The 25,035-nt window shown below is 71.1% G+C and carries 23 protein-coding genes; 11 read left to right on the top strand and 12 right to left on the bottom strand.

Annotated features, from left to right (window positions below; all coding sequences use genetic code 11):
- Nucleotides 1-37 precede the first annotated feature (37 nt).
- The 4 genes from ACOFKX_RS14330 to ACOFKX_RS14315 all read right to left on the bottom strand — a co-directional run bounded on the left by ACOFKX_RS14330 (nucleotide 38) and on the right by ACOFKX_RS14315 (nucleotide 6,308).
- The gene (locus ACOFKX_RS14330) at nucleotides 38-592 is read right to left on the bottom strand and encodes a F0F1 ATP synthase subunit delta (RefSeq protein ID WP_419827752.1); all 555 of its coding nucleotides are present in this window, start codon (nucleotides 590-592) and stop codon (nucleotides 38-40) included.
- 311 nt (nucleotides 593-903) lie between these two features.
- Complete coding sequence (locus ACOFKX_RS14325; RefSeq protein WP_419827751.1) at nucleotides 904-2,499, bottom strand: cryptochrome/photolyase family protein; 1,596 nt, start codon at nucleotides 2,497-2,499, stop codon at nucleotides 904-906.
- On the bottom strand, nucleotides 2,496-4,082 hold the full coding sequence (locus ACOFKX_RS14320; RefSeq protein ID WP_419827750.1) for an alpha/beta hydrolase: 1,587 nt from the start codon (nucleotides 4,080-4,082) through the stop codon (nucleotides 2,496-2,498). Before ACOFKX_RS14320 ends, ACOFKX_RS14325 begins: the two co-directional genes overlap by 4 nt.
- Before the next feature lie 57 nt (nucleotides 4,083-4,139).
- Entirely contained in the window at nucleotides 4,140-6,308 is a 2,169-nt protein-coding gene (locus ACOFKX_RS14315) for a primosomal protein N' (protein ID WP_419827749.1), read from the bottom strand.
- A gap of 27 nt (nucleotides 6,309-6,335) precedes the next feature.
- On the opposite strand from ACOFKX_RS14315, the gene ACOFKX_RS14310 reads away from it, so the two are divergent.
- The 5 genes from ACOFKX_RS14310 to flgM are packed head-to-tail and all read left to right on the top strand — an operon-like array spanning nucleotide 6,336 to nucleotide 9,027.
- The gene (locus ACOFKX_RS14310) at nucleotides 6,336-6,833 is read left to right on the top strand and encodes a GNAT family N-acetyltransferase (protein WP_419827748.1); all 498 of its coding nucleotides are present in this window, start codon (nucleotides 6,336-6,338) and stop codon (nucleotides 6,831-6,833) included.
- Entirely contained in the window at nucleotides 6,830-7,156 is a 327-nt protein-coding gene (locus tag ACOFKX_RS14305) for a hypothetical protein (RefSeq protein ID WP_419827747.1), read from the top strand. Before ACOFKX_RS14310 ends, ACOFKX_RS14305 begins: the two co-directional genes overlap by 4 nt.
- A gap of 39 nt (nucleotides 7,157-7,195) precedes the next feature.
- Nucleotides 7,196-7,756 carry a DUF484 family protein gene (locus tag ACOFKX_RS14300; RefSeq protein WP_419827746.1) on the top strand — a complete coding sequence of 187 codons (561 nt, stop codon included), beginning with the start codon at nucleotides 7,196-7,198 and terminating at the stop codon, nucleotides 7,754-7,756.
- Entirely contained in the window at nucleotides 7,741-8,685 is a 945-nt protein-coding gene (locus ACOFKX_RS14295) for a tyrosine-type recombinase/integrase (RefSeq protein WP_419827745.1), read from the top strand. The genes ACOFKX_RS14300 and ACOFKX_RS14295 overlap by 16 nt, the downstream gene beginning before the upstream one ends.
- A gap of 60 nt (nucleotides 8,686-8,745) precedes the next feature.
- Entirely contained in the window at nucleotides 8,746-9,027 is a 282-nt protein-coding gene (gene flgM, locus ACOFKX_RS14290; protein ID WP_419827744.1) for a flagellar biosynthesis anti-sigma factor FlgM, read from the top strand.
- A 4-nt stretch (nucleotides 9,028-9,031) separates the two neighbouring features.
- Here flgM and ACOFKX_RS14285 read toward each other — a convergent pair whose 3' ends face one another.
- Entirely contained in the window at nucleotides 9,032-9,490 is a 459-nt protein-coding gene (locus ACOFKX_RS14285; RefSeq protein WP_419827743.1) for a hypothetical protein, read from the bottom strand.
- A 63-nt stretch (nucleotides 9,491-9,553) separates the two neighbouring features.
- Nucleotides 9,554-11,485 carry an acetate--CoA ligase gene (gene acs / locus ACOFKX_RS14280; RefSeq protein ID WP_419827742.1) on the bottom strand — a complete coding sequence of 644 codons (1,932 nt, stop codon included), beginning with the start codon at nucleotides 11,483-11,485 and terminating at the stop codon, nucleotides 9,554-9,556.
- Nucleotides 11,486-11,578: 93 nt separating this feature from the next.
- Between acs and ACOFKX_RS14275 the strand changes: the two genes are divergently transcribed.
- On the top strand, nucleotides 11,579-13,495 hold the full coding sequence (locus tag ACOFKX_RS14275; protein ID WP_419827741.1) for a S9 family peptidase: 1,917 nt from the start codon (nucleotides 11,579-11,581) through the stop codon (nucleotides 13,493-13,495).
- Nucleotides 13,492-14,499 carry a UDP-glucose 4-epimerase GalE gene (galE, locus tag ACOFKX_RS14270; RefSeq protein ID WP_419827740.1) on the top strand — a complete coding sequence of 336 codons (1,008 nt, stop codon included), beginning with the start codon at nucleotides 13,492-13,494 and terminating at the stop codon, nucleotides 14,497-14,499. Before ACOFKX_RS14275 ends, galE begins: the two co-directional genes overlap by 4 nt.
- A gap of 35 nt (nucleotides 14,500-14,534) precedes the next feature.
- On the opposite strand, the gene ACOFKX_RS14265 is transcribed toward galE, so the two are convergent.
- The gene (locus tag ACOFKX_RS14265) at nucleotides 14,535-15,851 is read right to left on the bottom strand and encodes a UDP-glucose dehydrogenase family protein (protein ID WP_419827739.1); all 1,317 of its coding nucleotides are present in this window, start codon (nucleotides 15,849-15,851) and stop codon (nucleotides 14,535-14,537) included.
- A gap of 314 nt (nucleotides 15,852-16,165) precedes the next feature.
- On the bottom strand, nucleotides 16,166-16,702 hold the full coding sequence (locus ACOFKX_RS14260; RefSeq protein WP_419827738.1) for an NUDIX hydrolase: 537 nt from the start codon (nucleotides 16,700-16,702) through the stop codon (nucleotides 16,166-16,168).
- A gap of 185 nt (nucleotides 16,703-16,887) precedes the next feature.
- Here ACOFKX_RS14260 and ACOFKX_RS14255 point away from each other — a divergent pair, with 185 nt between their 5' ends.
- Genes ACOFKX_RS14255 through ACOFKX_RS14240 form a run of 4 tightly spaced genes read left to right on the top strand, consistent with a single transcriptional unit; the run spans nucleotide 16,888 to nucleotide 20,634 of the window.
- Complete coding sequence (locus ACOFKX_RS14255; protein WP_419827737.1) at nucleotides 16,888-17,601, top strand: M23 family metallopeptidase; 714 nt, start codon at nucleotides 16,888-16,890, stop codon at nucleotides 17,599-17,601.
- Between the two features lie 40 nt (nucleotides 17,602-17,641).
- A complete protein-coding gene (locus ACOFKX_RS14250) occupies nucleotides 17,642-17,968 on the top strand; it encodes a HesB/IscA family protein (RefSeq protein ID WP_419827736.1) in 327 nt (108 codons plus the stop codon).
- Nucleotides 17,969-18,007: 39 nt separating this feature from the next.
- A complete protein-coding gene (gene xth, locus ACOFKX_RS14245; RefSeq protein ID WP_419828271.1) occupies nucleotides 18,008-18,787 on the top strand; it encodes an exodeoxyribonuclease III in 780 nt (259 codons plus the stop codon).
- Complete coding sequence (locus tag ACOFKX_RS14240; RefSeq protein WP_419827735.1) at nucleotides 18,784-20,634, top strand: M20/M25/M40 family metallo-hydrolase; 1,851 nt, start codon at nucleotides 18,784-18,786, stop codon at nucleotides 20,632-20,634. Before xth ends, ACOFKX_RS14240 begins: the two co-directional genes overlap by 4 nt.
- Here the strand turns inward: ACOFKX_RS14240 and ACOFKX_RS14235 are convergent.
- The 4 genes from ACOFKX_RS14235 to lptF all read right to left on the bottom strand — a co-directional run bounded on the left by ACOFKX_RS14235 (nucleotide 20,631) and on the right by lptF (nucleotide 25,031).
- Nucleotides 20,631-21,800 (bottom strand): N-acetyltransferase, encoded by a 1,170-nt coding sequence (locus ACOFKX_RS14235; protein WP_419827734.1) that lies wholly within the window; start codon nucleotides 21,798-21,800, stop codon nucleotides 20,631-20,633. The genes ACOFKX_RS14240 and ACOFKX_RS14235 overlap by 4 nt on opposite strands.
- Before the next feature lie 65 nt (nucleotides 21,801-21,865).
- The gene (locus ACOFKX_RS14230) at nucleotides 21,866-22,621 is read right to left on the bottom strand and encodes a sterol desaturase family protein (RefSeq protein WP_419827733.1); all 756 of its coding nucleotides are present in this window, start codon (nucleotides 22,619-22,621) and stop codon (nucleotides 21,866-21,868) included.
- A 98-nt stretch (nucleotides 22,622-22,719) separates the two neighbouring features.
- On the bottom strand, nucleotides 22,720-23,829 hold the full coding sequence (gene lptG, locus ACOFKX_RS14225; protein WP_419828270.1) for an LPS export ABC transporter permease LptG: 1,110 nt from the start codon (nucleotides 23,827-23,829) through the stop codon (nucleotides 22,720-22,722).
- On the bottom strand, nucleotides 23,829-25,031 hold the full coding sequence (gene lptF / locus ACOFKX_RS14220; protein ID WP_419828269.1) for an LPS export ABC transporter permease LptF: 1,203 nt from the start codon (nucleotides 25,029-25,031) through the stop codon (nucleotides 23,829-23,831). The genes lptG and lptF overlap by 1 nt, the downstream gene beginning before the upstream one ends.
- Nucleotides 25,032-25,035: the final 4 nt, after the last annotated feature.

The following is a 25,035-nucleotide window of genomic DNA, read 5'->3' as shown; positions in this document are numbered from 1 at the left end:
GGCGCTGCCGTCAAACCCCTAGACGACGGCTAAGCCGTCAACTCCTCATGGCGTGTGCGAGACCGTTGATCTTGGTGCGGATCGAGCCGTCGATCTGCGTGGAGCCCAACCGGACGATCAGCCCGCCGAGGATCGACTGATCGATCTGCGCGTCCACCGTCACCTCGCGCCCGAAGCGCTTGCGCAGCCGATCCTTGAGCGCGCCCATCTGCGCGGCGTCGAGCGGGTGCGCCGACACGACCTCCGCATGCGCCTCGCCGCGATGCTTCGCGGCCAGCGACCGGAAGGCGCGGATGATCTGCGGCAGTTCGCGCAGCCGGCCATTCTCGGCGAGGACGCCCAGAAAACGCGTCGCGATCGGGCCGAGACCCAGCGCCGCCGCGCTCGCCGCAATCGCCTTGCCCGCATCGGCGCGGCCGATCAGCGGGCTCTGCGTCAGCATCCGGAAATCGTCGCTCTCGCGCAGCATCGTCTGCACGGTGTCGAGATCGGCGGCGGCCTGGTCGAGCTGGCGCTCGTCCCGCGCGAGCTCGAACAGCGCGGTCGCGTAGCGCCCGCTGAGGCTCGCCTGGATGCCGCCCGAAATATCCACGCGCGAAGGGTCCCCCGATGTGGCCGCCCGACGGACGACCGCTTGCCGACGCCGCGTGACGGCGATCGCCGGTTCATGACAAGTCTCGGCCGATGCCGATTCGGCCCATGCCGAAAAGGGGGCGCGCAAGGCGTCCCCTGCCGGGCCGCCGGCCGGTTAGCAGCGGCACGATCGCGATGCAAGGCCGACGGCCGCGCGCGACTCATCGCACGGCTCGCGGCACGACGCCGTCGAAGCCGATCGCCGGCGCGATCACTTTCCGCGATCGAGGCGTGCGCGATCATGCCGACGGGCGAGGGTCGCCGTCCGCGTCAATGCTCCGCGCGCGGCGGCTCCGCAGGGCCGCGTGCCCAGCCGGGAGCCGCCGGCTGCAGCGTATCGAGGAAGGCCGCAGCCGAGGCGCGGATCGCGCGCCGGTCCTCTTCCGCCATCCGCTCCCAGTTGCGATAGACCGGACCCATGCGCCGATTGTCGCGGAACCGGCGTTCGTGCTGCGCGAGAAAGTCCCAGTACAAGGCGTTGAACGGGCAGGCATCCTCGCCGACCCGCCGCTTCACGTCGTAGCGGCAGCGCCCGCAATAGTCCGACATGCGGTTGATGTAGGCACCGCCGCCGGCATAGGGCTTGGAGCCGATCCGGCCGCCGTCGGCGAACTGGCTCATCCCCAGCACGTTGGGCATCTCCACCCACTCGTAGGCGTCGGCGTAGACGACGAGGAACCAGTCCGACACCGCGCCCGGATCGACGCCGGCCAGCATCGCGAAATTGCCGAGCACCATCAGCCGCTCGATATGGTGCGCGTAGGCCTCGTCGCGCGTCGAGATCACGGCTTGCGAGAGGCAGCGCATCTCGGTCTCGCCCGTCCAGTAGAATTCGGGCAGCGGGCGCGTCGCGCCGAGCGCGTTGGCGGTGCCGAGCCCCGGCATTTCCAGCCAGTACATGCCCCGGATATATTCGCGCCAGCCGATGACTTGGCGGACGAAGCCCTCGGCCGAGTTGAGCGGCACGAGGCCGCGCTCGTAGGCCGCGACGGCGGCCTCCGCCACCTCCAGCGGCGCGAGCAGCCCGCAGTTGATCGCGGGCGAGAGCACGGCGTGGAAGAGGAAGCGCTCGTCGGTCACCATCGCGTCCTGCCACGTGCCGAAATCCGGCAGCGCGTGGGTCACGAAATGGTCGAGCGCCTGCAGCGCTTCCGCGCGCGTGACGGGGAAGTGGAAGCCGTCGAGATTGCCGAAATGATCGCCGAAGCGCCGCCCGACAAGGTCCAGCACCTCGCGCGTGACCGCGTCCTGCTGGAAGCGCAGCGGGCCGGGATAGGCCATGCCCCGGCGCGGCGGGCGGCGGTTCTCCTTGTCCAGGTTCCAGACGCCGCCGACGGGATCGTCGCCGTCCATCAGCAGCCCGGTCTTCCGCCGCATGTCGCGGTAGAAGAACTCCATCACCGTCTCGCGGCGGCGCTGCGCCCAGGTCTGAAATTCGAGGATGCCGCACACGAAACGATCGTCCGGCAGGATGTCTACGGGAACGCCGGCCGCCTCCCGCCACCGCTCCATCGCCTGAAGCACGCGCCACTCCCCGGGCTCGACGACGCGGATCGCGCGCGCGCCGTGGCGCCTAGAGGAGCGCGCGACCTCGCCCGTGAAGTGGCCGGTGTTGCCGGCGTCCTCGAGCGTGACATAGTCGACCGTCCAGCCCTCGTCGCGCAGCTCGGCGGCGAAGTGGCGCATGGCCGCGAAGATCAGCGCGACCTTCTTCTTGTGATGGCGGACGTAGCGGGTCTCCTCCACCACCTCCATCATCAGCACGACCGCGTCGTCGCGCGCCACGTCGCGGAGCGAGGCAAGCCCATGGCTGAGCTGATCGCCCAGCACCGGGATCAGGACGGGACCGCGCCGATCCCCGCTCACGGGGCGGGCGCCGGCCGAGACCGCACCAGGCGCTTCGAGGCAGGGCGGGCGACCGCGTACATGGCCCAGGCGATGTCCTTGGTGAGCGCCTGGGGATCGCCGCCGCGTTCGTAGAGGTCGCCGTGCGTCTTATCGGGGAGGTAGGTGAAGTCGGCGCGACCACCGACACCGCGGAACGCCGCCTCCAGCCGCCGCGCGGCGCCATCGAGGTAGAAGGTGTCCGCGGTGCCCACCGTCAGGTGGAGCTTGCCGTCGAGATCGTGCCGCAACGCCGGCCACTGCGCCTCGATGCGGTGCGCGACGTCGTAATGGTCGCGCCAGTAGGAAATGACCGTCGGATCGACCGCGCCGGTCACGCGGTCGAACATGTAAGCCGGCGTGCCGTCCTTCGCGCGCGGCGAGAACACCCAGTCGAACGAGCGGATCTGGCCGCCGTCGTGGCCGAGCACCGTCTCCAGCCGAGCGAACTGCTCGAAGCTGGCGACCACGCGGCCGTGATCGCGCACCAGCGGCCAAGGCCTACCCGAGGGATCGCGATAAGCATTGGCGTTCGGGGCGGTGAGGTCGATGCCGGTGAAGTCGCGGAAGTCCGCGGGATCGGGCGCGGTCGGCCAGCTCCCGCCGAACAGCGCGGGGTAGCGCACCATCACCCACAGCGCGAACCAGCCGCCCGAGCTGTGTCCGGTCAGGAAGCGACCCGACGGCCTCGCGTCCATGCGGAACCTCGCCTCCAGCGCCGGGATCGCCTCGGTGGTCAGCGCCTGTCCCCATGGCCCGTTGTTGACGCTGTCCGCGAACTCGGTGGTGCCGGTCGGCTCCGAATGATCGAGGAACACCCAGATCATCGGCGGGATCTCGCGCTTGGCCTCGAGATCGTAGAGGCGCGAGGCGCGCCCGATGTCTCGCGCGTGCGTCGTGCCGAACCCGCCCGCAGTGTAGACGGTGGGGTAGGTGGCGCGGCCGCGCGGATCATAGCCGGGCGGCGTCAGCACCCAGGCGGTCACGGCGTGCGGCGTGCCCCAGAAGCGCGTCAGCGCGACGGACGGCAGCCGCTCCTCGTGGAGGTGCGGCCGCATCGCGGCGGCACGCGCCGCGCCTTCGGGCGTGCTCGCGTGCCAAGGATCGATCGCCTGCACCGCATGGTCGAGCGCGATGGCGGAGGCGGCGCGTTGCGGCCAGCGGATCGTCACCACCCGGGAGACGAGGTCGCCCTCGCCCCGGCCGCCATAATCATAGTCGCCGTTGCGATCGAGCACCGCCTGGACGCGGTAATCGCCCGGCTTCAGGCTGGCAAAGCCGGCGGGAAACGCCGTCTCCTGCGTGTCGATCGTGGCGGAGCGCGCCGCCCCGAAGCTCGCGACGTCGCGCGCGGCGACCGACACCGCATCCTTGCCGCCGAACTCGGCGGTATCGACTGCGTCGGCCTTCGCGTTCTCCGCCGTCGCGGGCTCGGCGAACAGCAGCAGCCGGCCCGACGCATCGCCGTTCCAGCCCGCCGGCAGCGTCACCGCCAGCCGCGTCTCCGGTAGCGAGGCGGCGGCGAGCAGCAGGAGGAGCGGGGTGAGGAAGGCACGATTCGACATCGGAGCGGTCATTGCAAACCGCCTCCGACATTGCCAGCGTTCTTTCTTTGTTCTATATCACAGGAAACTGTACGGATCGACGTCCACCGCCACGCGCACCCCGCGCGGCCACTCGACCTCGCCCAGCCAGCCGCGCATCACCGCCTGCACGTCAAGCGCGCGACGCGCGTGGACGAGCAGGCGCTGGCGGTGCCGGCCGCGCAGCATGGCGAGCGGGGCCGGGGCGGGGCCGAACACCGTCATGCCCTCCACCTGCGGCGCGGCGAGACCGATCGCCTTCGCCGCCGTCGTCGCCTCGGCCTGGTCCTCCGACGAGACGACGATCGCGGCGTAGCGGCCGAAGGGCGGCGCCAGCGCCTCACGCCGACTCTCGGTCTCGGCGTGGTAGAAGTTCTCCGCGTCGCCCGAGACCAGCGCCTGGATGACGGGGGCCATGGGTTCGCGCGTCTGGACGAGCACGCGGCCCGGCTTGCTCCCGCGTCCGGCGCGGCCCGCCACCTGTGCGATCTGCTGGAAGCTGCGCTCCGCGGCGCGCAGGTCGCCGCCTTGCAGGCCGAGATCGGCATCCACCACGCCCACCAGCGTGAGGTTGGGAAAGTGATAGCCCTTGGTGACGAGCTGGGTACCGACCACCACGTCGATCTCGCCCGCCTCCATGCGGCCGACGAACTCGGCCGCCTTGGCGGGCGACCAGATCGTGTCCGACGTGACGATCGCCACGCGGGCGTCGGGCAGCAGCGCCGCCACCTCGTCGGCGATGCGCTCGACTCCCGGCCCGCAGGCGACGAGGGCGTCGGGCTCGTGGCACTCGGGGCACTCGGCGGGCGGCGGCATGACGTGGCCGCAATGATGGCAGGCGAGCCGCGCCGTCAGGCGATGCTCCACCATCCAGGCGGTGCAATTGGGGCAGCGGAAGCGATGGCCGCACGTCCGGCACAGCGTCAGCGGCGCGTAGCCGCGACGATTGAGGAACAGCAGCGCCTGCTCGCCCCGCTCCACCGTCTCGCGCATCGCCGACACGACGGACGGCGCCAGCCATCGTCCGCGAGGCGGAGGATCGCGCGTCAGGTCGACGGTTTCGATCGCGGGCATCGTCGCGCCGCCGTGGCGCTGCTCCAGCTTCAGTTCGCGATACTTGCCGATCTCCACCATCTGCCGCGTCTCGATGGCGGGCGTGGCCGACGCGAGCACGACTGGCACCTCCTCAAACTGGCCGCGCATCACCGCCACGTCGCGGGCGTGGTAGGGGACGCCGTCCTCCTGCTTGAAGCTCGTCTCGTGCGCCTCGTCGACGACGATCAGCCCGAGATGCGCGTAGGGCAGGAACAGCGCCGAGCGCGCGCCGACCACCACCTTGGCCTCGCCGCTGGCGATCGCGCGCCACGCCCGGCGCCGCTGGGTGGAGCGCAGGTCCGAGTGCCAGGCGACGGGCAGGTGGCCGAAGCGCGCCTCGAAGCGCTTGAGGAACGGCTCGGTCAGCGCGATCTCGGGCAGCAGCACCAGCGCCTGCCGACCTTCCCTGAGCGCCGCCGCGATGCCCTCGAAATAGACCTCGGTCTTGCCCGATCCGGTGACGCCGTCGAGCAGCATCGGCGCGAAGCCGCCGTCCCGCACCGCCGCAACGATCGTCCCCGCCGCATCCGCCTGCGATGCGGAGAGCGCGGGTGGCGCGTGATCGGGGTTCGGTGCGGGGAACGGATCGTCGATCGAGACCTCGACCGCCTCGATCGCGCCGGCCTTGACCAGCCCGCGGATCACTCCGTCCGAGACGTCCGCGATCTGGGCGAGCTCGCGCACCAGCCCCTGCCGTTCGCCGATCCTCTCCAGCGCCTGCCCGCGCTGCGCGGTCAGGCGCTCGGGCACATGTCCGGTGGCGCGATACTCGATCGCGGTGCGACCGCCGTCGAGCGCGCTCGCCGAGGCCAGCGCCATCCGCAGCACGGCGGCGGGGGGGCTGAGGTAATAGTCCGCCGTCCACTCGATCAGCCGCCTCAGCGGTGCCGCGACCGGGGGCAGATCGTAGGCGGCGGCGAGGTTGCGCAGCCGGTTGTCGCCGACCTCCGCGTCGGACGGCATCCGCTCCGCCTCCCACACCACGCCGGCGAGTTGGCGCGGCCCAAGCGGGGCGAGCACGATCGAGCCGGGCTCCACCGCCATGCCGTGCGGCACGCGATAGTCGAGCGGCCCCAACGCGGCGTTCAGGAGGAGGACGCGCGCCCGGCTCATCGGCTATGCAAGCGGGAAGGGGGGGGCATGGCGCTGTTCGAGACGGATCGATTGACGGTCAAGCGGATCGGGGAGGAGGACGCCGGCTTCGCGCTGGCGATGCTCAACGATCCGGGCTTCCTCACCAACATAGGCGATCGCGGCGTCCGCACAATCGCCGATGCCCGGCGCTACGTGACGGAGCGCGTTCTCGCCTCCTACGCCGCGCACGGCTATGGCATGTTCCTCGTGTCGCTGCGCGGCGAGGGCGAGCCGATCGGCATGATCGGCCTCGTCCGTCGCGACGGGCTCGACGGGCCGGACCTCGGCTTCTCCTTGCTCGAACGTCACACCCGGCGCGGCTACGGGCTGGAAGCGGCGCGTGCCATGCTCGACGCCACGCGCGCGATCCGGCCGCTGCTGGCGATCGCCAGGCCGGAGAACGCCGCCTCGGCCGCGCTGCTCGCGCGCTTGCGCTTCGTCGAGCGCGGCCGGGTGGCCCTGCCGGGGCAGGACGGCGAGAGCCGGCTGTTCGTGCTGCCGTGATCGCGCTGATGCTCGCCCTGCAGGTACCGACGATCGCCGATGCGGTGCACGCCGCCGCCGATCCCTGCGCCGCGCGCGGCGACGAGATCGTCGTCTGCCGCCGTCGCCAAGCCGGCGATCGCTATCGGCTGCCGCGGATCGATCGCGGCTTCGATCCGGGCGGTCCGGTCGACAGCGTCTCGCGCGAGCGGCACCGGCTGCTCGACGCCGATGGCGCCGCGCCCGATGGCACGCGCGGATCGTGCAGCGCGGTGGGCGCGAGCGGGGCGACCGGGTGCATGATCAAGGGCTGGCGCGAGCGCGACCAGCAGCGCGGCCTCTAGCGTTATTCCCTTTTAACCATGCCGCGCTAAGCTCGCCGCATGGCCCAGGTGATCGACTTCCAGGATCGTGCCGTCGCGACGCTGCGCGCGCGCGTCGCCGAGGTCGAGGAGGCGAACCAGGACCTGATCGCCTTCGCGCGCGGCCACTCGGGCGCGGTCGCCGCGATCCACGCCGCCGTTCTCGCCGCGATCGAGGCGGACGGGCTCGAACATCTCATCCACGTCGTCACCACCGACTGGACGGACATCCTGAACGTCGACGCGGTGGCGCTGGCGCTCCACGTCGGCGACGTCGCGATCCGCGCGGACGGCGACGGCCTTCAGTTCGTCGATCGCCGGGTGATCCAGCGCGTGTCGCGCGGCATCGACGGCGTCGTGCTCCACGGCGTCGAGCGCGGACACCCGCTGTTCGGCCACGCCGCCTCGCTGATCCGCGCGGAGGCGCTGATCCGGCTCGACAACCCGCTGCCGCTGCCGTGCGGGCTGCTCGCGCTCGGCCAGCGCGCGCCTTCGCGGTTCGAGACGCGGCACGGCTCGGAGCTGCTCGGCTTCCTCGGCGCCACGCTGGCCCGCGCGGTGGGGCGATGGCTGCTGCCCTGAAGGCGGCGACGCCGCTCGACGATCACCCCGCCCGCGCGCTCGCGGCGGCGTTCGGCGATCACCTGGCGGTGCGCGAGGTGCGCTCGGTCCACACCGCGCGCGCCTATGTCGCGACCGCGCACCGGCTGATCGGGTTTCTCGGACGGCACCGGGCGCAGGCGATCGACGCGGCGGCGCTGGCGACGGTCGATGCCGGCGAGTTGCGCGCCTACCTCGCGCAGCGTCGGGGAGAGGCGAACCTCGCCAACGCGTCGGCGGCGCGCGAGCTGTCGGCGGTGCGCGCCTTCCTGCACTATGCGGGTGCCGCGCCGCCGCGCCTGCGCGGGCCCCGCGTCAAGCGTGGGGCGCCGCGACCGGTGGCACCGGCGGACGCGATCGCGCTGGCCCATGACGCCGCCGACGCCGCCGCCGAGCCGTGGATCGCGGCGCGCGACCTGGCGGTGCTGCTGCTGCTCTACGGCGCCGGGCTGCGCGTGGGCGAGGCGATGGCGATCCCTGCCGGTCCGCTGGGCGAGACGATCGCCGTCATGGGCAAGGGCGGCAAGGCGCGCGTGGTGCCGCTGCTCCCCGTCGTCCGGGACGCGATCGAGGATTACCGGGCGTCGTGCCCGTGGCCGCTGGTCGCCGGCCGTCCGCTGTTCCGCGGCGCCAAGGGCGGTCCGCTCTCCGCCGACATCGTCCGCAAGGCGGTGCGTGGCGCGCGCGCGCGCCTCGGCCTGCCCGATCGCACGAGCCCACACGCGCTCCGCCACAGCTTCGCGACGCACCTGTTGGCGCGCGGCGCCGATCTCCGCCAGCTCCAGGAGCTGCTCGGCCACGCCAGTCTGTCGTCGACGCAGATCTATACCGGCGTCGACGCCGCGCACCTGCTCGACGTGTACCGGACCGCGCACCCGCGAGCTTCGGGAAAAATCTTTCCGCCGGCCTAAAGGCGCGTCGCGAGATGTCGTTATCCGTTCGGGGAAGTGATCCGACAAAGGCTCGACATCATGGACGGGATCGACACCAAGCTGAGCACGAGCGACCTGGCGCGTCTGCGCCCGGCGTCCGTCGCCGCCAGCCCGGCGGCGCCCGCCACCCCTGCTGCGCCCACCGCGCAGCAGCAGGCGACCGCCAACCTCATCTCGCTGCTCGCCGACGCGGCGCCGCCGATCGACACCAAGAAGGTGGAGGCGATCCGTGCCCTGATCGGGCAGGGAGCCTATCCCATCGACGAGCGGGCGATCGCCGCCAAGATGATCGCGCTCGACGTCGTCGTCGCCAAGGACTGAGCGGCTACTCCGGACCCTGGCAGGCGGCGCGATCGCCCGCCTCGCAGGCATCGGCCCGTGCCCGCCAGCGCGCGATGCGATCGGCGTAGGGGGATCGGGCGCCGGGACGCGGCGCGCGCGTGCCCCGAGCGGGCGGCGGCGGCGCCGCGTCGGACTCCTCGTAGCCGGCGGGCCCGTCATCCCCGGGCCCATACCCATAGCCGTCGCCATATCCCGCATAGCGGCCATCGTCGCGGTAGCCGCCGTTGGTACCCGGTGGCGCGGGCGGCGCCGGCGGCGCGTAGTCCGGCCGCATATCGTCCGATCGCGCCTGCCAGCCGCCCGTATAGCCGCGCTCGTCGTCGGTATAGCTTGGCAGCTGCCGGTCCTGCGGCTGCGGACGGGCGGGATCGTAGTAATATTGCGCGTGCGCCGGTGCCGCGATCGTCGCGGCGAGCAGCGCGGGCGCGAGCAGGCGGATCATCGCATCGTCTCCCATAAGGCCGCGCGGATCTTCCGCCCGCGCGCGTGTCCGCCCGCTGAACGCTCAGGCCACCCGATTGGCGACGAGATCGTCGACCACCGCCGGATCGGCGAGCGTGGAGGTGTCGCCGAGATCGCCCGTATCGCCCGCCGCGATCTTGCGCAGGATGCGTCGCATGATCTTGCCGCTCCGCGTCTTGGGCAGCGCGGGGGCGAACTGGATCGCGTCGGGCGTGGCGATGGCGCCGATCTCCGCGCGCACCCTGTCGCGCAGGCGCCTCAACGTCGCCTCGTCGCCGGCCACCCCGGCGTTCAGCGTCACGAAGGCGTAGATGCCCTGGCCCTTCACCTCGTGCGGCATACCGACCACGGCCGCCTCCGCCACCTGCTCGTCGAGCACGAGCGCCGACTCCACCTCGGCGGTGCCCATGCGATGGCCCGAGACGTTGATGACGTCGTCGGTGCGTCCGGTGATCCACCAATAGCCGTCGGCGTCGCGGCGCGCGCCGTCGCCGGTGTCGTAGTGGCCGGGAAAGGTGCGGAAGTAGGTCTCGAAGAAGCGCCTCTCATCGCCCCACACGCCGCGCATCTGCCCGGGCCAGGATCGCGCGATGACGAGCGCGCCCTCGGCCTCGCCGTGGAGCTCGCTGCCCCGCGCGTCGAGCAGCTTGGGCTCGACGCCGAAGAAGGGCAGCGTCGCGGAGCCCGGCTTGGTCGCGACCGCACCCGGCAGCGGCGTGATCATGTGCCCGCCCGTCTCCGTCTGCCACCAGGTATCGACGATCGGGCAGCGGCCCTCGCCGACCACCTGCGCGTACCAGCGCCACGCCTCCGGGTTGATCGGTTCGCCGACCGTGCCCAGCAGCCGCAGCGACGAGCGGTCGGTCGACTTCACCGCCTCGTCGCCCTCGCGCATCAGCGCGCGGAGAGCGGTGGGCGCGGTGTAGAGCGTCGCGACGCGGTGGCGGTCCACCACCTGCCAGATGCGGCTGGAGGTCGGCCAGTTGGGCACGCCCTCGTACATGAGCGTGGTCGCGCCGTTCGCGAGCGGGCCGTAGACGATGTAGCTGTGCCCCGTCACCCAGCCGACGTCGGCCGAGCACCAGAACACCTCGCCCGGACGATAGTCGAACGTCGTCGCGAACGTCGTCGTCGCCCATAGCAGATATCCCGCCTGCGTGTGCATCACGCCCTTGGGCTTGCCCGTCGATCCGCTGGTGTAGAGGATGAACAGCGGGTCCTCCGCGTCCATCGGCTCGGGATCGCAGGTGGTCGCCGCATCCCCGGCGCACTCGTGGTACCAGTGGTCGCGGCCTTCGCGCATCACCACGTCGCCGCCCGTCGCGCGAACGACGACCACCGCCACCCCGTCGAGCCCCTCCAGCGCCTGATCCACCGTCTTCTTGAGCGCGAAGCGGCGGCCGCCGCGCCGGCCCTCGTCGGCCGTGACGACCAGCGTCGATCCGCAATCCGTAATGCGGCTCCTCAAGGCGTCGGCCGAGAAGCCGCCGAACACCACCGAGTGGATCGCGCCCAGGCGCGCGCAGGCCAGCATCGCGAACGCGGCTTCCGGGATCATCGGCATGTAGAGCGTGACGCGATCGCCCTTGGCGACGCCCAGCGTCCTGAGCACGTTGGCGAAGCGGCAGACCTCGGCGAGCGTCTCGGCGTAGGTGAAGGCGCGCGGGCTCTCGGCGGGATCGTCGGGCTCCCACAGGATCGCGGTCTGCCCGCCTCGCTCGGCGACGTGGCGATCGAGGCAGTTGGCGGCGACGTTGAGCTTGCCGTCCGCGAACCAGCGGACGTGGAAGTCGGCCTCGGCGAACGACCAGTCGCCGGCCCGCGTCGGTGCGTGAACCCAGTCCAGCCGTCGCGCCTCGTCGAGCCAGAAACCGTCCGGATCGGCGAGCGAGCGGGCGTACAGCGCCTCGCGCGCGGCGGCGTCGATGGTGGCGTCGCCCGCGAACCCCGCCGGCACCTCGTAACGATCGCTCATCCTGCCTCTCCGTTGCGCGACGGGTTTGCCGCCGGCCCGGGATCGCTGCAAGCCGTCGATTGCGCGTCCGCCGCGCCATGCTATCCCCGCGTGATGACCGTAGCGACCGTCGCGACCGCCTTGCTCCTCGCCGCGACGCCGCTGGCGGCGCGCCCGCTCCACAGTTTCGAGGCGCTGGCACTGTCGCCCGACGGCATCCGCATCGCGTCCGTCGAGGCGGCGGCCGAGCCCGACAGCGGCGCCGAGCCGCACCCCGCGCTCGTCGTCCGCAACGCCGCCGACGGTGCCGTCGTCGAGCGCATCGATCCCTGCGCCCGGTGCGGCTACGCGGCGCCGGCCTTCGCGAGCGACGGCCGCATCGCCTTCGTCATGCGCGACAAGGCGGCGGGCGTCGCGAAGCTGATGATCTCCGATCACGGCCGGTCACGCGAGCTCGCGAGCGTGACCGGACTGATCGATCGGCCGCGCTGGTCCCCTGACCAGACGACGATCGCCTTCCTGACGACGGTGGGCGCGCGCAAGGAGGCGGGCGCCACCCAGGCCGGCGCGCGGCAGACCGGCGAGATCGGATCGAGCGACGACGAGCAGCGCATCGCCGTCGTGCTCGCCAACGCCGGCAAGCCATACAGGCTGGTGTCGCCGGCGGATCGCTACGTTTACGAATATGGCTGGACGCCCGACGGCCGCGGCTTCGTCGCCACGACCGCGAAGGGCAATGGCGACGCCAACTGGTGGGTGGCGACGCTGGACGCGATCCCGTTGCGCGGCGCCGGTTTCCGCACGATCGCGCGGCCTTCGGTGCAGGCGAACTTTCCGCGCGTCTCCCCCGACGGGCGGACGGTGGCGTTCGTCGGCGGGCTGATGAGCGACTATGGCTCGGTCGGCGGCGACGTGTGGACGGTGCCGTTCGCGGGCGGCGAGCCCGTGGACGCGACGCGCGGTTTCCCAGGCAGCTTCACCTCGCTCGACTGGACGCGCGACGGGCTGCTCGGCACCGCGCTGATCGCCGACCGTGCCGCCGTCGTTCCGATCGATCCGCAGGCCGGCGCGCGCGCGCCGGTGTGGACGGCGCAGGCGACGCCGGCGGCGGGCGATGGCCGCATCGTCTTCGCGAGCGGGCAGATGGCCATGGTCGCGCAGGACTTCGAACATGGTCCCGCGATCTTCGCCGGCCCGATCGGCCGGGCGCGCAAGATCACCGACGCGAACGATCGCTATCCCGCGCTGGTCTCGGCGCGCAGCTTGACGTGGCGCAGCGACGGGCACGACGTGCAGGGCTGGCTGCTGGCGCCGCTCGGCGGCCCGCGCGGCCGGAAGGCGCCGATGGTGACGATCGTCCATGGCGGCCCGGCGGCGGCGAGCGTGCCGGCCTTCCTGTGGCAGGGGACCACGGCGGCGCTGGCGCGCGCGGGCTACTGGCTGTTCCTGCCCAATCCGCGCGGCAGCTACGGGCAGGGCGAGGCGTTCACCCAAGCCAACAAGCGCGATTTCGGCGGCGGCGACCTGCGCGACATCCTCGCCGGCGTCAGCTTCGCCGCGCGCGCCGCGCCGATCGACGAGAACCGGCTCGGGCTGATGGGGGGCAGCTATGGCGGCTTCATGGCGATGTGGGCGAACACGCAGACGACGCGCTTCAAGGCGATCGTCGCGGCCGCGGGAGTATCGGACTGGATCAGCTACTACGGCACCAACGGCATCAACACCTGGATGATGCCCTATTTCGGCCGGTCGCTGTACGACGACACGGCCGCCTACTGGAACATCTCGGCGATCAAGTTCATCCGGCAGGCCAAGACGCCGACCCTCATCACGGTCGGCGAGCGCGACATCGAGGTGCCGCCCACCCAATCGGTCGAATATTGGAACGGGCTCAAGGCGGCGGGCGTGCCGACGACGCTGGTCATCTATCCCGACGAAGGGCATGGCATCCGACAGCCCGATCATGCCGCCGACGTGATGCGGCGCACCGTCGGCTGGTTCGACCGCTATCTGGGAGCGACCACGCGATGACGGACAAGCCCTTCGCGGTGATGGTGACGGGCGGCGCCGGTTATATCGGCAGCCATGCCGTCCTGGCGCTGGCCGATGCGGGCTGGCCGGTGGTGGTGCTCGACAATCTCGTCACCGGCTTCCGCTGGGCGGTCGATCCGCGCGCGACGCTCGTGGAGGGCGATGTCGGCGACGAGGCGCTGGTCGGCCGGGCGATCGGGGAGCATGGCATCGGGGCGATCATGCATTTCGCGGGCTCGGTGGTGGTGCCGGAGTCGGTGAAGAACCCGCTCAAATATTACGGCAACAACACCGCCAACAGCCGCGCGCTGATCGCCGCCGCCGTGGCGGGCGGCGTCCGCCACTTCATCTTCTCGTCCACTGCCGCGACCTACGGCGTGCCCGACGAGAGCCCGGTCACCGAGGCGACGCCGCAGGTGCCGATCAACCCCTACGGCATGTCCAAGCTGATGACCGAGATCATGCTGAAGGACGTCGCCGCCGCCCACCCGCTGAACTATTGCGCGCTCCGCTACTTCAACGTCGCCGGCGCCGATCCGCAGGGTCGATCGGGCCAGTCGACCGCCGGCGCCACCCACCTCATCAAGGTCGCGAACGAGGCGGCGACGGGCAAGCGCGGCCACGTCGCCATCTTCGGCACCGATTACGCGACCCCGGACGGCACCGGCGTGCGCGACTATATCCACGTCACCGATCTCGCCGCCGCGCACCTGCTCGCGCTCGACGCGCTGATCGCCGATCCCGCCGCCAGCCACGTCTATAATTGCGGCTACGGCCGAGGCTTCTCGGTGCTGGAGGTGCTCGATGCGGTCGAGCGCGCGTCGGGCGTGACGATCGAGCGGCGCATGGAGCCGCGCCGCGCGGGCGACCCGGACGCGCTCATCGCCGCCAACGACGCGATCGTGCGGGCGTTCGGCTGGCGCCCGGCGCACGACGATCTCGACACCATCGTCGCTCACGCGCTCGCGTGGGAGCGGCACCTCGGGCGACGCAACGCCGGCTAGGCGCGGGCCGCCGGAGGCAGGCCCGCGCCGATCCGTCAGGCGACCGCCTCGCCCTTGCCGATCGCGATATAGTCGAGCCCCGCGGCCTTGGCGTCGCCGTGGCTGTAGACGTTGCGCAGGTCGACGAGCAGCGGATTGGCCGTCGCCTTGGCGATCCGCCTGAGGTCGAGCGCGCGATACGCGTCCCACTCGGTCACGATCACCACCGCGTCGGCACCCTCGGCCGCGGCATAGGGATCGTCCATATAGTCGACGTTGGTCAGCATCTTGCGCGCCTGCTCGACACCCTCCGGATCGCAGGCCCGGATGCTGGCGCCGCAATCCTGCAGGTGCTGGATGATCGCGATCGACGGCGCGTCGCGCATGTCGTCCGTATTGGGCTTGAAGGTGAGGCCGAGGACGGCGACCGTCTTGCCGCGCGCGTCGCCCATCGCCTTGGCGACCTTGCGCCCCATCGCGCGCTTGCGATGATCGTTCACCTGCACCACCGCCTGGACGATGCGCAGCGGCGTATCGAACTGCTCGGCGGTCTGGAGCAGCGCCAACGTGTCCTTGGGGAAGCACGAGCCGCCATAGCCGGGGCCGGCGTGCAGGAACTTGCGGCCGATGCGGTTGTCGAGCCCGATGCCGCGCGACACCTCCTGCACGTCGGCGCCGGTTGCCTCGCACAGGTCCGCGATCTCGTTGATGAAGGTGATCTTCGTCGCCAGGAAAGCGTTCGCCGCGTACTTGATGAGCTCGGCCGTGCGCCGCCTCGTGAACAGCACGGGCGAGGACTGGTTAAGCGAGAGCGGGCGGTAGATAGCCGCCAGCACCTCGCGGGCATGATCGTCCTCCACGCCGCAGACGACGCGATCTGGGTGCTTGAAATCGCCGATCGCGGCGCCCTCGCGCAGGAACTCGGGATTGGAGGCGACGGTGATCCGGCGATCGGGCGCGGCGTCGCGGACGATGCGCTCCACCTCGTCGCCGGTGCCGACGGGGACGGTCGACTTGGTGACGAGGACGGCATCCTTGTCGAGCTCGCGCGCCACTTCCTCGGCGGCGGCATGGACGTAGCTAAGATCCGCATGGCCGTCGCCGCGCCTGGAGGGCGTGCCGACCGCGATGAACACCGCGTCGGCGCCCTTGACGCCCTCGGCCAGGCTCGAGGTGAAGCTCAGCCGTCCGGCCTTGACGTTGGACGCGACGAGCGCGTCCAGCCCCGGCTCGAAGATCGGCATGACGCCCCGGTGCAGCGCGTCGATCTTGCCCTGGTCCTTGTCCACGCAGACGACCTCGTGCCCGAAGTCGGAGAAGCAGGCGCCCGATACGAGCCCGACATAGCCCGTGCCGATCATCGCAATCCGCATCACTTATTCCCCTCTGGACCAGTCCGGCGCGTCTAGCCGATCGTTGTGCGCTGCAAAAGACCCGCAAGTTATGCGCGATCCCGTGGCGGAACGTGGTTAGCGATACGTAAACGCAGCGGCGATCCGTCAGTGGCCGGCGACGACGGTCGGGTGGCCATGCTCCGGCGTAGCCGGACACCCTGCGCGCGGCACGACGCCCGCAACAGTGCCGCCGCGTGGCTGCAAGTTCATGGCCTTGGCATCCGCGACGGGCGTGCGGCATGCGCCTCGAGTAGTTCGAAGAAGCGGCCTTGCCTCTGCGGCAGGGCGTAAAGTTACTTCGGTGTCGGCACGCGCTTCCTCCCCTTCGCCTTCACAACCGGCACGACGCGCTCCGCGAGGCCCGCGGGCGCCGGGCGGAAGCCTGCGATCAGCGCCGACAAGTCGGGCTCGTCGATCGCTGAGGCTGCCTGCGGCAGGTCGAACCATCGCGTCTCCCGCTCGTCCTGCTCGGGCCACTCGTCCGCCTGGTTCGTGAAGGCGAGCGGGAAAACCGCCACCGACATCGTCTGCGTCGTGCCGTTCTTGCGCCGCTTGGCGTAGCGATATTCGCCGAGCGCGGTGGGGCAGGGGATGCCGGTGACGCCCGCCTCTTCATACGCCTCGTGCGCGGCCGCCTCGTGCCACGCCAGCCCCTTGATGAGGTTGCCCTTGGGCAGCACCCAGCGCCGCGTCTCGCGGGAAGTGATGAGCATCACGCGGGCGGCGCCGTCGGCCTCGATGCGATAGGGAAGGGCGGCGATCTGGCGAATGGCGACGGCGCTCCGGCGGTCGGGGGAGGCGTCCCTGCACCACGAGGCGGAGCGATGCAAGCACCTGCCGCAAACCACCGTTCCAGCATGGTTAATCGGTTCACCGCTCGCGCCGCCCAACTCGACGCGATCGGGTTGCGGCGCCGAAATCCGGCGGTCATGCGAAGGTCGCCGAGAGCGGAGGGGGCCTCAGCAATCGGCAGGCCAGGGAAGGCGACCCGCGTGCGCGGGCCGGTTCCCGATGTATGCGTGGGGTGTGGACCGTGACAATCGCCAAGCCGTTGTTTCTCGTCGCCGCCATCGCTGCCGCCGCCGGCGCGGCCCCTGCCTATGCGGGCGACGTGGCCGCGACGACCGCCGCCTCGATCGGCGCCGTCTCCGCAGGTGCGTTCGGGGGGCGAAGCGATCCCACCTTCCACGCGCTGTTCGAGGGGTGGGGCGGCCGCATGGAGGCGCCGCGCGCCCTCGTCTCGGTGCCGTCGCAAAAGCCGGTGCGCGAGTTTCGCTATACCTCCAGCTTCGGCGTTCGCTCCGATCCGTTCAACGGCTCGGCGCACATGCACGCGGGCATGGACCTGGCGGCGCCGATCGGCACGCCCGTCTACGCCACCGCAGACGGCACCGTCGGGCGCGCGGAGATGACGTCGGGCGGCTATGGCAACCTCGTCCAGCTCGAGCATGGCAAGGGGATCGAGACGCGCTACGGCCACCTGTCGCAGATCCTGGTGCACCAGGGGCAGCGCGTTCGGCGCGGCGACCTGATCGCGCTGATGGGCTCCACCGGTCGCTCGACCGGCAGCCACCTCCACTACGAGGTGCGCATCGACGGGCGCGCGGTGAACCCGATGCCCTTCCTCCAGACGGGCGACTATCTCCAGGCGCTGCAGAACCGCACGCCCTATCCGCAGGCGCAGCAGGTCGCGATGGCGGCGCCTCAGGCGGGGCAGGGCGGCGACTGAGCGGCTTGCCGCCACGGCGGCCACCACCTATCTCCCGGCCATGGCCGATATCGACCTGACCGCCTCCGCCGCCGCGCGCGTGGCCGCGATCGCGGCGCGGCAGGGCAAGCCCGCGATGCTGCGCCTCTCCGTCGATGGCGGCGGGTGCGCAGGCTTCCAGTACAAGTTCGGCTTGGCGGAAGCAGCGGACGCGGAGGACGTCATCGCGGAGCGCGACGGCGTGACGCTGGTCGTCGACAACGTCAGCCTGGATCTCGTGCGCGGCTGCTCGGTCGATTATGTCGAAAGCCTGGGCGGCGCCGCTTTCCGCGTCGAGAATCCCAACGCCGCCTCGGGCTGCGGCTGCGGCACCAGCTTCTCGATCTAGCGCTTGCCGCGCAGTCCCGCGCCGCTACACCCCGCGATCGTGAAGATCGCCACCTTCAACGTCAACGGCATCAACGCGCGGCTGCCCCGCCTGCTCGAATGGCTGGACGAGGCGAAGCCGGACGTCGCCTGCCTTCAGGAGCTGAAGGCCGACGACGACAGGTTCCCGCTCGAGGCGATCAAGGAGGCGGGGTACGGCGTCGTCTGGCACGGGCAGAAAGGCTTCAACGGCGTCGCCGTGCTCGCGCGGGGCCGCGCGCCCGAGGAGCGTCTGCGCGGGCTTCCGGGCGATCCGGACGACACGCACAGCCGCTACATCGAGGCGGAGGTGGACGGACTGATCGTCGCCTCGCTCTACCTGCCCAACGGCAATCCGCAGCCCGGCCCCAAGTTCGACTACAAGCTCGCTTGGATGGAGCGGCTCCACGCGCACGCCGCCGCGCTGCTGGCGTCGGAGCGCGCGGTGGTGCTGGCGGGCGACTGGAACGTGATACCGGGCGACCTCGACACCTTCTCGGTCCGCGCGATGGCGAACGACGCGCTGACGCAGCCCGAGAGCCGCGCCGCCTACCGCCGCATCCTCCACCAGGGCTGGACCGACGCGATCCGCGCCCGCCACCCGGAGCCGGCCCGGCTCTACACCTTCTGGGACTATCAGGCCGGCGCCTGGGCGCGTGACGCGGGCTTCCGCATCGATCACCTGCTCCTCAGCCCCGCCGCCGCCGACCGGCTACGCGACGCGCGCGTCGACCGCGATGTGCGGGGTGCCGAGAAGGCATCGGATCACGTGCCGGTGTGGATCGAGCTCGGCTGGCCGTGATCGAGAGCCGGGGGGAGGCGACCGGACGCCTGCTGCTGTGCCTGCTGGCGGCGATCGTCGCGCTGTGGATCGCGGCGTCGGCCGCGCGCCCGCCGGCGCCGCTCGCGGCCGACGCGCCCGCGAGCGCCTTCTCCGCGGCGCGCGCGATGCTCGACGTGCGTGCGATCGGGATGCGGCCGCATCCTGCCGGCACCACCGCCGACGACGAGGTTGCCGCTGCACTCGCGCGCCGGCTCCAGCAGATCGGCCTGCGCGCCGAGCTGCGCCACTATCTCGCCGACGAGGCGACCGCGGCCAAGCTCCGCGACTGGAGCGGCGGGGCGGTCGTGCCCGTCGAGATCACCGACGTGACCGGCGTGCTGCCGGGCCGCGACCGCGCCAAGCCGCCGCTCATCCTGATGGCGCATCACGACACCGTGTGGGGCTCGCCCGGCGCCGCCGACGACAGCGCGGGGTGCGCCGCGATCCTGGAGATCGTGCGCGCGATCCGGGCGCGGGGCGTGCCGGCGCGCGACGTCGTGGCGCTGTTCACCGACGCGGAGGAGACCGGGCTGCACGGCGCCAAGGCGTTCTGGGCCGCCGAGGGCCTCGCCGCGCGGGCCGGCGCGGTCATCAACCTGGAATCGCGCGGCAGCGGCGGCCGCGCGACGATGTTCGAGACGGGCACCGGCAACGGCGACATGATGCGGCTGTTCGCGCGATCGGTCGAGCGGCCGCTCGCCAACTCGCTGATGTCATTCCTCTACAAGAAGATGCCCAACAACACCGATTTCTCGGTGCCCCGCGATCGCGGGACGGCGGGGCTGAACTTCGCCTATCTCGGCCGCGCGCGCTACTATCACTCGCCGCTCGCCACCGCCGACCGGCTCGATCCCGCGACGGTGCAGGACATGGGCGGACAGGCGCTGGGCATCGCCTCGGCGCTGGCCTTCGCGGACGTGCTGCCGGCGCGCGCGCATGACATCGTCTATTTCGATCTGCCGGGCGGGCGCCTCGTCCACTATCCAGCGGGGCGCGGCTGGCTCGTCCTGCTCGCGGCGGCCGCGCTGCTCGGGGTCGCGTGGCGGAGGACGAGGCCGTCGCTCGCGGCGCTGGCGGGCGGCGTGGGCGGGCTCGCCTGGACGGCGGCGCACGCCGTGCTGCTGCTCACCATCCTCAACCTGATGTCAGGCTCGGGCGGCGATCCGAACTATTATGATCGGCTCGCGGCGCTGCCCAGGCTGGAGTGGCAGGCCGCGCTGGCGCTGGTGGCGACGCTCCTCGCCGGGTTCGCGGCGCGGGGCCTGCGCACCCACTGGCTGGCGGCGCTGCCGGCGGCGGTTCTGACGATCGTGGCGCTGCGGCTCGGTGCGCCCGCGCCGCTCGCTTTGGGGGCGGGGATCGTCGGCATGGGCGCGGCGGCGCTGCTTCCCCGCCGTGCGTCACCCGTCCGCGCCGAGTGGACGGGGATGCTGGCGCTGCTGCTGCTCGTCGCCGCGATCGTGCAGGTCGCGGCGCCGCTCGCGGCGTGGGTGTTCGCGTGGCCGGCGCTCGTCCTGGCGGGCGTCGCGGCGGTCGGCGCTAGGCCGTGGCTGGCGGCGCTGGCGGCCGTGGCGGTGACCGCGCCGCTGCTCGGGCTCGCGCACCTCGTCTTCCTGGGGCTCGGCGCGCCCTATCCGGCGGCGCTGGTGCCGTTCGCGCTGCCGGTATTCGCCGCCTTCTGGCCGATCGCGCGGATCGAGCGCGAGGTGGCGGGGCGCGCTTTGGTGGCGGCGGTGCTCCTGCTCGTCGTCGCCGCCGCCATCGCGCACCGCGTGGCGCGCGATCCGCTGGCGGTGACGGTGCCCGCCTACAGCCTCAGGCGCTAGATCGCCTTGCCGTAGATGCGGTAAATGCGGTTGATCCGGCTATCGATGGTCTCGGCGATCGAGTTCATCCCCTGGTTATCCTCCAGGATCCAGCCGATCTCGCCTCGCGAGGCGTGGAACTTGGCCACCGAATCCCGGCGAATATACTCGATCATCATGAAGGCGAGCTGCGAAGCGAGCCGCGTCGTCTGGAGCTTCTTCTTCACGCCCATCAGCGGCACCCGCATGGTCCGCACCTTGGGGTAGCCCGAGAGCCCGCCGTTCAGCCGCCACAGGAGCTTCACGAAGCCGAACGGGAACAGCTCGCCGTTCAGGTCGCGCTGCATCTCGTTCAGGTCCGGCCACGTCATCATGAAGGCGACGGGTTCGCCATCCACCTCGGCGATGCGGATGAGATCCTCGAAGACGATCGGCTTCAGCTTCTTGCCGACATAGGCGATCTCGCTCTCGGTGATCGGCAGGAAGCCCCAGTTGCCCGACCAGGCATCGTTGAGGATGGAGAGGATCAGCGCCGCCTCCTCGGCGAAGCGCTTCTTGTCGACGCGGCGCACGACGATGCGCGGATTGCGCTCCCCCGATTGCACGATGCGCTGGACGAGCGGCGGGAAGCTCCTCGTGATGTCGAGCTCCCAGGTGCGCAGATCCTTGGCCTTGGCGTAGCCCGCGCGCTCGATCCACGCTTCATACTCGGACCGGTGATGGCCCATCATGACGGTCGCCGGATGATCGTGGCCGTGGATCAGCAGGCCGGGCTCGTCCCAGATCGAGATGGAGATCGGGCCGACCGCGCGCGCCATGCCTTGCCCGCGCAGCCATTCCTCGGCGCGGGCGATCAGCGCCTGGGCGACCGCCTCGTCCTCCGCCTCGAACAGGCCCCAATTGCCGATGTCGCGGCCGCCACCCTGTTCGGCGGGCATGTCGAGCCAGAGATGGTCGATATGCGCGGAGATGCGGCCGACGTCGCGGCCGCCGCGCGTCGCGATGAACAGCACGCCGTGGCCATGCTCGTACCAGGGGTTCTTGCCGGGGGTGAGCAGTTCCAGCGCGTCGGCCTTGAGCGGCGGCACCCAGTGCGGATCGTCGCGGTTGCGCGCGAACTGCACCTCGACGAAGCGTTTGCGCTCCGCCTTGCCGTCGATTTCGACGATCTGAACCGCGTCCGCCATGCCCCGTTCCCCGCCACTCCGACGCCCTTAGGCGAGCGCGGGCAGGCGGTTAAGTGAAAAACAGGCTAGCCGCGTGGGCGCCCGCGCGCGGTGGTGGCGGCGGACAGCTCGCGTACGCGGGGGTGATCGCGCGCCACCTCGTCGGTGTAGCCAAGGTTGAACACGGTCGGGCTCTTCGGCCGCCCCGCCACGCGGGCATAGTAGGTGCCGAGCAGATGATCCCACCAGTAGTTGGTGATGCCGAAATTGCCGGTCTCGTCGTGGAAGTGATGCTCCATGTGGCGCGTCTTGATGTGCGCCAGCCACCTGTTCTTCGGCTTGTAGGAGAGGTGCTGGATGCAGTGGAAGAACTCGTTGACGCAGGTCTGCACCATGCCGGTGGCGAACGCCGCCGCCGCACCGCCCACGCCGCCGATCGCGTAGCCGACCGGGATCGTGGCCACCATAACGGTCGGGATCACGTTCGCGGGCGAACCGAACAGCACCTCCAGGTGATTGGGATCCTGGTGGTGATCATAGTGGATGCGCTTCCATGTCGCGGCGAGGAAGCTCACCTTCCACATCCAGCGCGAGTGCAGCACCCAGCGGTGCAGCCCGTACCATACGACCGGGAACAGCAGCACGGCGGTCGCGATCGCAAGCAGGCTGCGCCCGATCGTCGCGGGAAAGACGAACCAAAGCCCCGCGCCCGCCGCCGCCAGGCCAAGATAGAGGATGATGGCAGGGTACTGGAGATAGGCGACCGCCAGCTCGCGCAGCGTCATGCGATCGAGATGGTGTGACTGGGACCAGAAGCCGGTGCGGGCGGTGGCGCTGTTCACGGGTGCTCGTGTCCTGCAAGGGGCTCTTCGGAGCGTGCCATATGTGACGCGTTCATGACGCCGCAATGGGGCAGCTTTGCGGCGCGGGCGGAACCGGCTCATTCCTCCGTCCGGATCAGCACCGTCTCGCCGATCACCAGAAACAGCAGGAACGGCGCCCAGGCGGCGAGCAGCGGCGCGTAGGCGCCGAGATTGCCCATCGCGACCGCGAAATTGTCCGCCACGAAATAGGCGAAGCCCAGCGCCATGCCGATGACGGCGCGCAGGAACAGCGCGCCCGATCGCGCGAGCCCGAAGGCGGCGACGCCGGCGAGCAGCGGCATCAGGATGGCGGACAGCGGCCCCGACAGCTTGTGCCACCACCCCGTCTCCAGCGGGCCGACGGGGCGGCCGGCGGCGCGCAGCTCGTCGATCTGGCCGCCCAGCACGCCGAGCGAGCGATCGTCCGCCGAGACGTCGGCGAGCGTGAACTGATCGGGGCGCACGCCCGCGCCGAAATCGAAGCGGGCCACCGAGGTGACGCCGCCCGACGCGACGTTGAACATCCGCGCCGCCGGCGCCGTCCAGCCGGCGAAGCGTCCGGCCTCCCAATGCTCCCTCGCCGTCGGCGCGACGACGATCCGCTTCAGCGTGCCGCCGTCGCGATCGTACAACGTCACGCGGCCGAGGCTCACGCGCCCGCGGTCCGTCGTGGCGGTCGCAGCGTGGATGATGTCGTCGCCGTCGCGCACCCAGGCGTCGGTCGATCCGTGCCGCGCGGCCGGCAGCGGGTTGTAGTCGACATCCTGCCAGGCGGTCAGCGTCGCGGTTGCGCGGGTGACGATCCGCTCGTTGAACGCGAAGGAGAGGCCGGCCAGCCCCAGGCTGACCAGCACCAACGGCGCGAGGATCTGGTGCGCGGATATGCCGCCGGCCTTCATCGCGATCACCTCGCTGTTCTGGTTCAGCGTCACGAAGGTGATGAGCGTGCCGAGCAGCACCGAGAAGGGCAGGAAGCGCTGCACGATCTGCGGCAGGCGCAGCGCCACATAGTGCCATAGCGCCGCCTGCCCGTTGCCCGGCGCGGCGAGCACGTCGCCCGACTCGCCGAGCAGGTCTAGCGTCTGGAGGATGACGACGAGGGCCGCGAGCACCGCCAGGCTGCGCCACAGGAACGTCTTGCCGAGGTAGAGCGCGAGCGTCCGCGACGGGAAGAAGCGCAGCTCCATCATGCGGGAAGCGCCCGCGCGCGCCGCGCGAAGCGCCGGCGGATCGCCGCGCCCGCCTTGGCGGCGGCGCGTTCCAGCGCGCCGATCGGCTGGCCGCCGGGCACCACCGCCAGCGTGCGGTACATCCACCAGATCAGCAGCGAGAAGAGCAGGAACGGCGTCCACAACGCCACCGCCGCGTTGACCTTGCCCAGCGCGGCGATGGCGGCGGCATATTGGTTCACCTTGTGGTAGGTGACGATCATCACGATCGACAGGAACACGCCGAGCGCCGAGGACGAGCGCTTGGGCGGCACCGCCAAGGCCACCGCCAGCAGCGGCAGCAGGAACATGATCGCCACCTCCACCATCCGGAAGTGGAACTCGGCGCGGTTGCGCCGCCGCTCCTTCTTGTCGAGGCGCTTGTCGGCGCCCATCCGCACCAGCTCGGGCACGGTCAACTCGTCGCGTTCCGACTTGCCGCGCGTGCGGAAGCTGTCGACCTTGGGCAGCGCGATCGGCAGGTCGTGGCTGACGAAGGAGAGCACGCGCGGCGTGTGGAAGCCGGGCTGGTTCTGCACCAGCGTGCCGTCGTGCAGGCGGAAGATGATCGTGTCGGGATCGTCCGTCGCGTAGAAGGCGCCGCTCGACGCCGTAACCGCCGCCACCTTGCCGTCTTGGCCCTCGGCGTGGACGAAGATGCCGTTGAGCTCGCGCCCGCCGTCGCGGCTGCGCTCGATCCGAACGGTCTCCCTCTTGCCGAGATGGGTGAACTCGCCGACCTTGATCGAGGCGCCGAGCGCACCGGAACGTAGCTCGTAGCGCAATCCCTCATAGGCGTAGTGCGAGTAGGGCTGGACGAAGCCGACGATGGCGAGGTTCACCAGCGCCAGCCCGATCGCGTAGAGATAAGGCACGCGCAGCATCCGCCCGTAGCCGACGCCGAGCGCGCGCAGCACGTCCAGCTCCGACGACAGCGCGAGCCTCCGGAAGGCGAGCAGGATGCCCAGCATCAGGCCGATCGGAATGCCCAGCGACATATATTCCGGAATGGTGTTGGCGAGCATCCGCCACACGACGCCGACGGGGCCGCCCTGCTGCACCACGAAGTCGAACAGCCGCAGCATCTTGTCGAGCAGCAGCAGCATGGCGGAGAGCAGCAGCGTCGCCACCAGCGGGACCGCGATCAGGCGCGCGAGGTAGCGATCGGTGGACGTCAGCAGTCTC

The sequence above is a fragment of the Sphingomonas sp. genome (assembly GCF_965200105.1).
In the GTDB taxonomy this organism is placed as follows: domain Bacteria; phylum Pseudomonadota; class Alphaproteobacteria; order Sphingomonadales; family Sphingomonadaceae; genus Solisphingomonas.
This window is presented reverse-complemented; position numbering and strand designations above follow the sequence as displayed.

Bases quoted from the DNA above. Each gene is read 5' to 3' on its own strand.
- flgM (WP_419827744.1), top strand. From the start codon at position 8,746: ATGGACGGGATCGACACCAAGCTGAGCACGAGCGACCTGGCGCGTCTG.
- lptG (WP_419828270.1), bottom strand. From the start codon at position 23,829: ATGGAGCTGCGCTTCTTCCCGTCGCGGACGCTCGCGCTCTACCTCGGC.
- ACOFKX_RS14315 (WP_419827749.1), bottom strand. From the start codon at position 6,308: ATGAGCCGGGCGCGCGTCCTCCTCCTGAACGCCGCGTTGGGGCCGCTC.
- acs (WP_419827742.1), bottom strand. From the start codon at position 11,485: ATGAGCGATCGTTACGAGGTGCCGGCGGGGTTCGCGGGCGACGCCACC.
- ACOFKX_RS14265 (WP_419827739.1), bottom strand. From the start codon at position 15,851: ATGCGGATTGCGATGATCGGCACGGGCTATGTCGGGCTCGTATCGGGC.
- ACOFKX_RS14250 (WP_419827736.1), top strand. From the start codon at position 17,642: ATGGCCGATATCGACCTGACCGCCTCCGCCGCCGCGCGCGTGGCCGCG.
- ACOFKX_RS14300 (WP_419827746.1), top strand. From the start codon at position 7,196: ATGGCCCAGGTGATCGACTTCCAGGATCGTGCCGTCGCGACGCTGCGC.
- ACOFKX_RS14255 (WP_419827737.1), top strand. From the start codon at position 16,888: ATGCGTGGGGTGTGGACCGTGACAATCGCCAAGCCGTTGTTTCTCGTC.
- ACOFKX_RS14320 (WP_419827750.1), bottom strand. From the start codon at position 4,082: ATGTCGAATCGTGCCTTCCTCACCCCGCTCCTCCTGCTGCTCGCCGCC.
- ACOFKX_RS14295 (WP_419827745.1), top strand. From the start codon at position 7,741: ATGGCTGCTGCCCTGAAGGCGGCGACGCCGCTCGACGATCACCCCGCC.
- galE (WP_419827740.1), top strand. From the start codon at position 13,492: ATGACGGACAAGCCCTTCGCGGTGATGGTGACGGGCGGCGCCGGTTAT.
- ACOFKX_RS14285 (WP_419827743.1), bottom strand. From the start codon at position 9,490: ATGATCCGCCTGCTCGCGCCCGCGCTGCTCGCCGCGACGATCGCGGCA.
- ACOFKX_RS14235 (WP_419827734.1), bottom strand. From the start codon at position 21,800: ATGGCGGACGCGGTTCAGATCGTCGAAATCGACGGCAAGGCGGAGCGC.
- ACOFKX_RS14310 (WP_419827748.1), top strand. From the start codon at position 6,336: ATGGCGCTGTTCGAGACGGATCGATTGACGGTCAAGCGGATCGGGGAG.
- ACOFKX_RS14275 (WP_419827741.1), top strand. From the start codon at position 11,579: ATGACCGTAGCGACCGTCGCGACCGCCTTGCTCCTCGCCGCGACGCCG.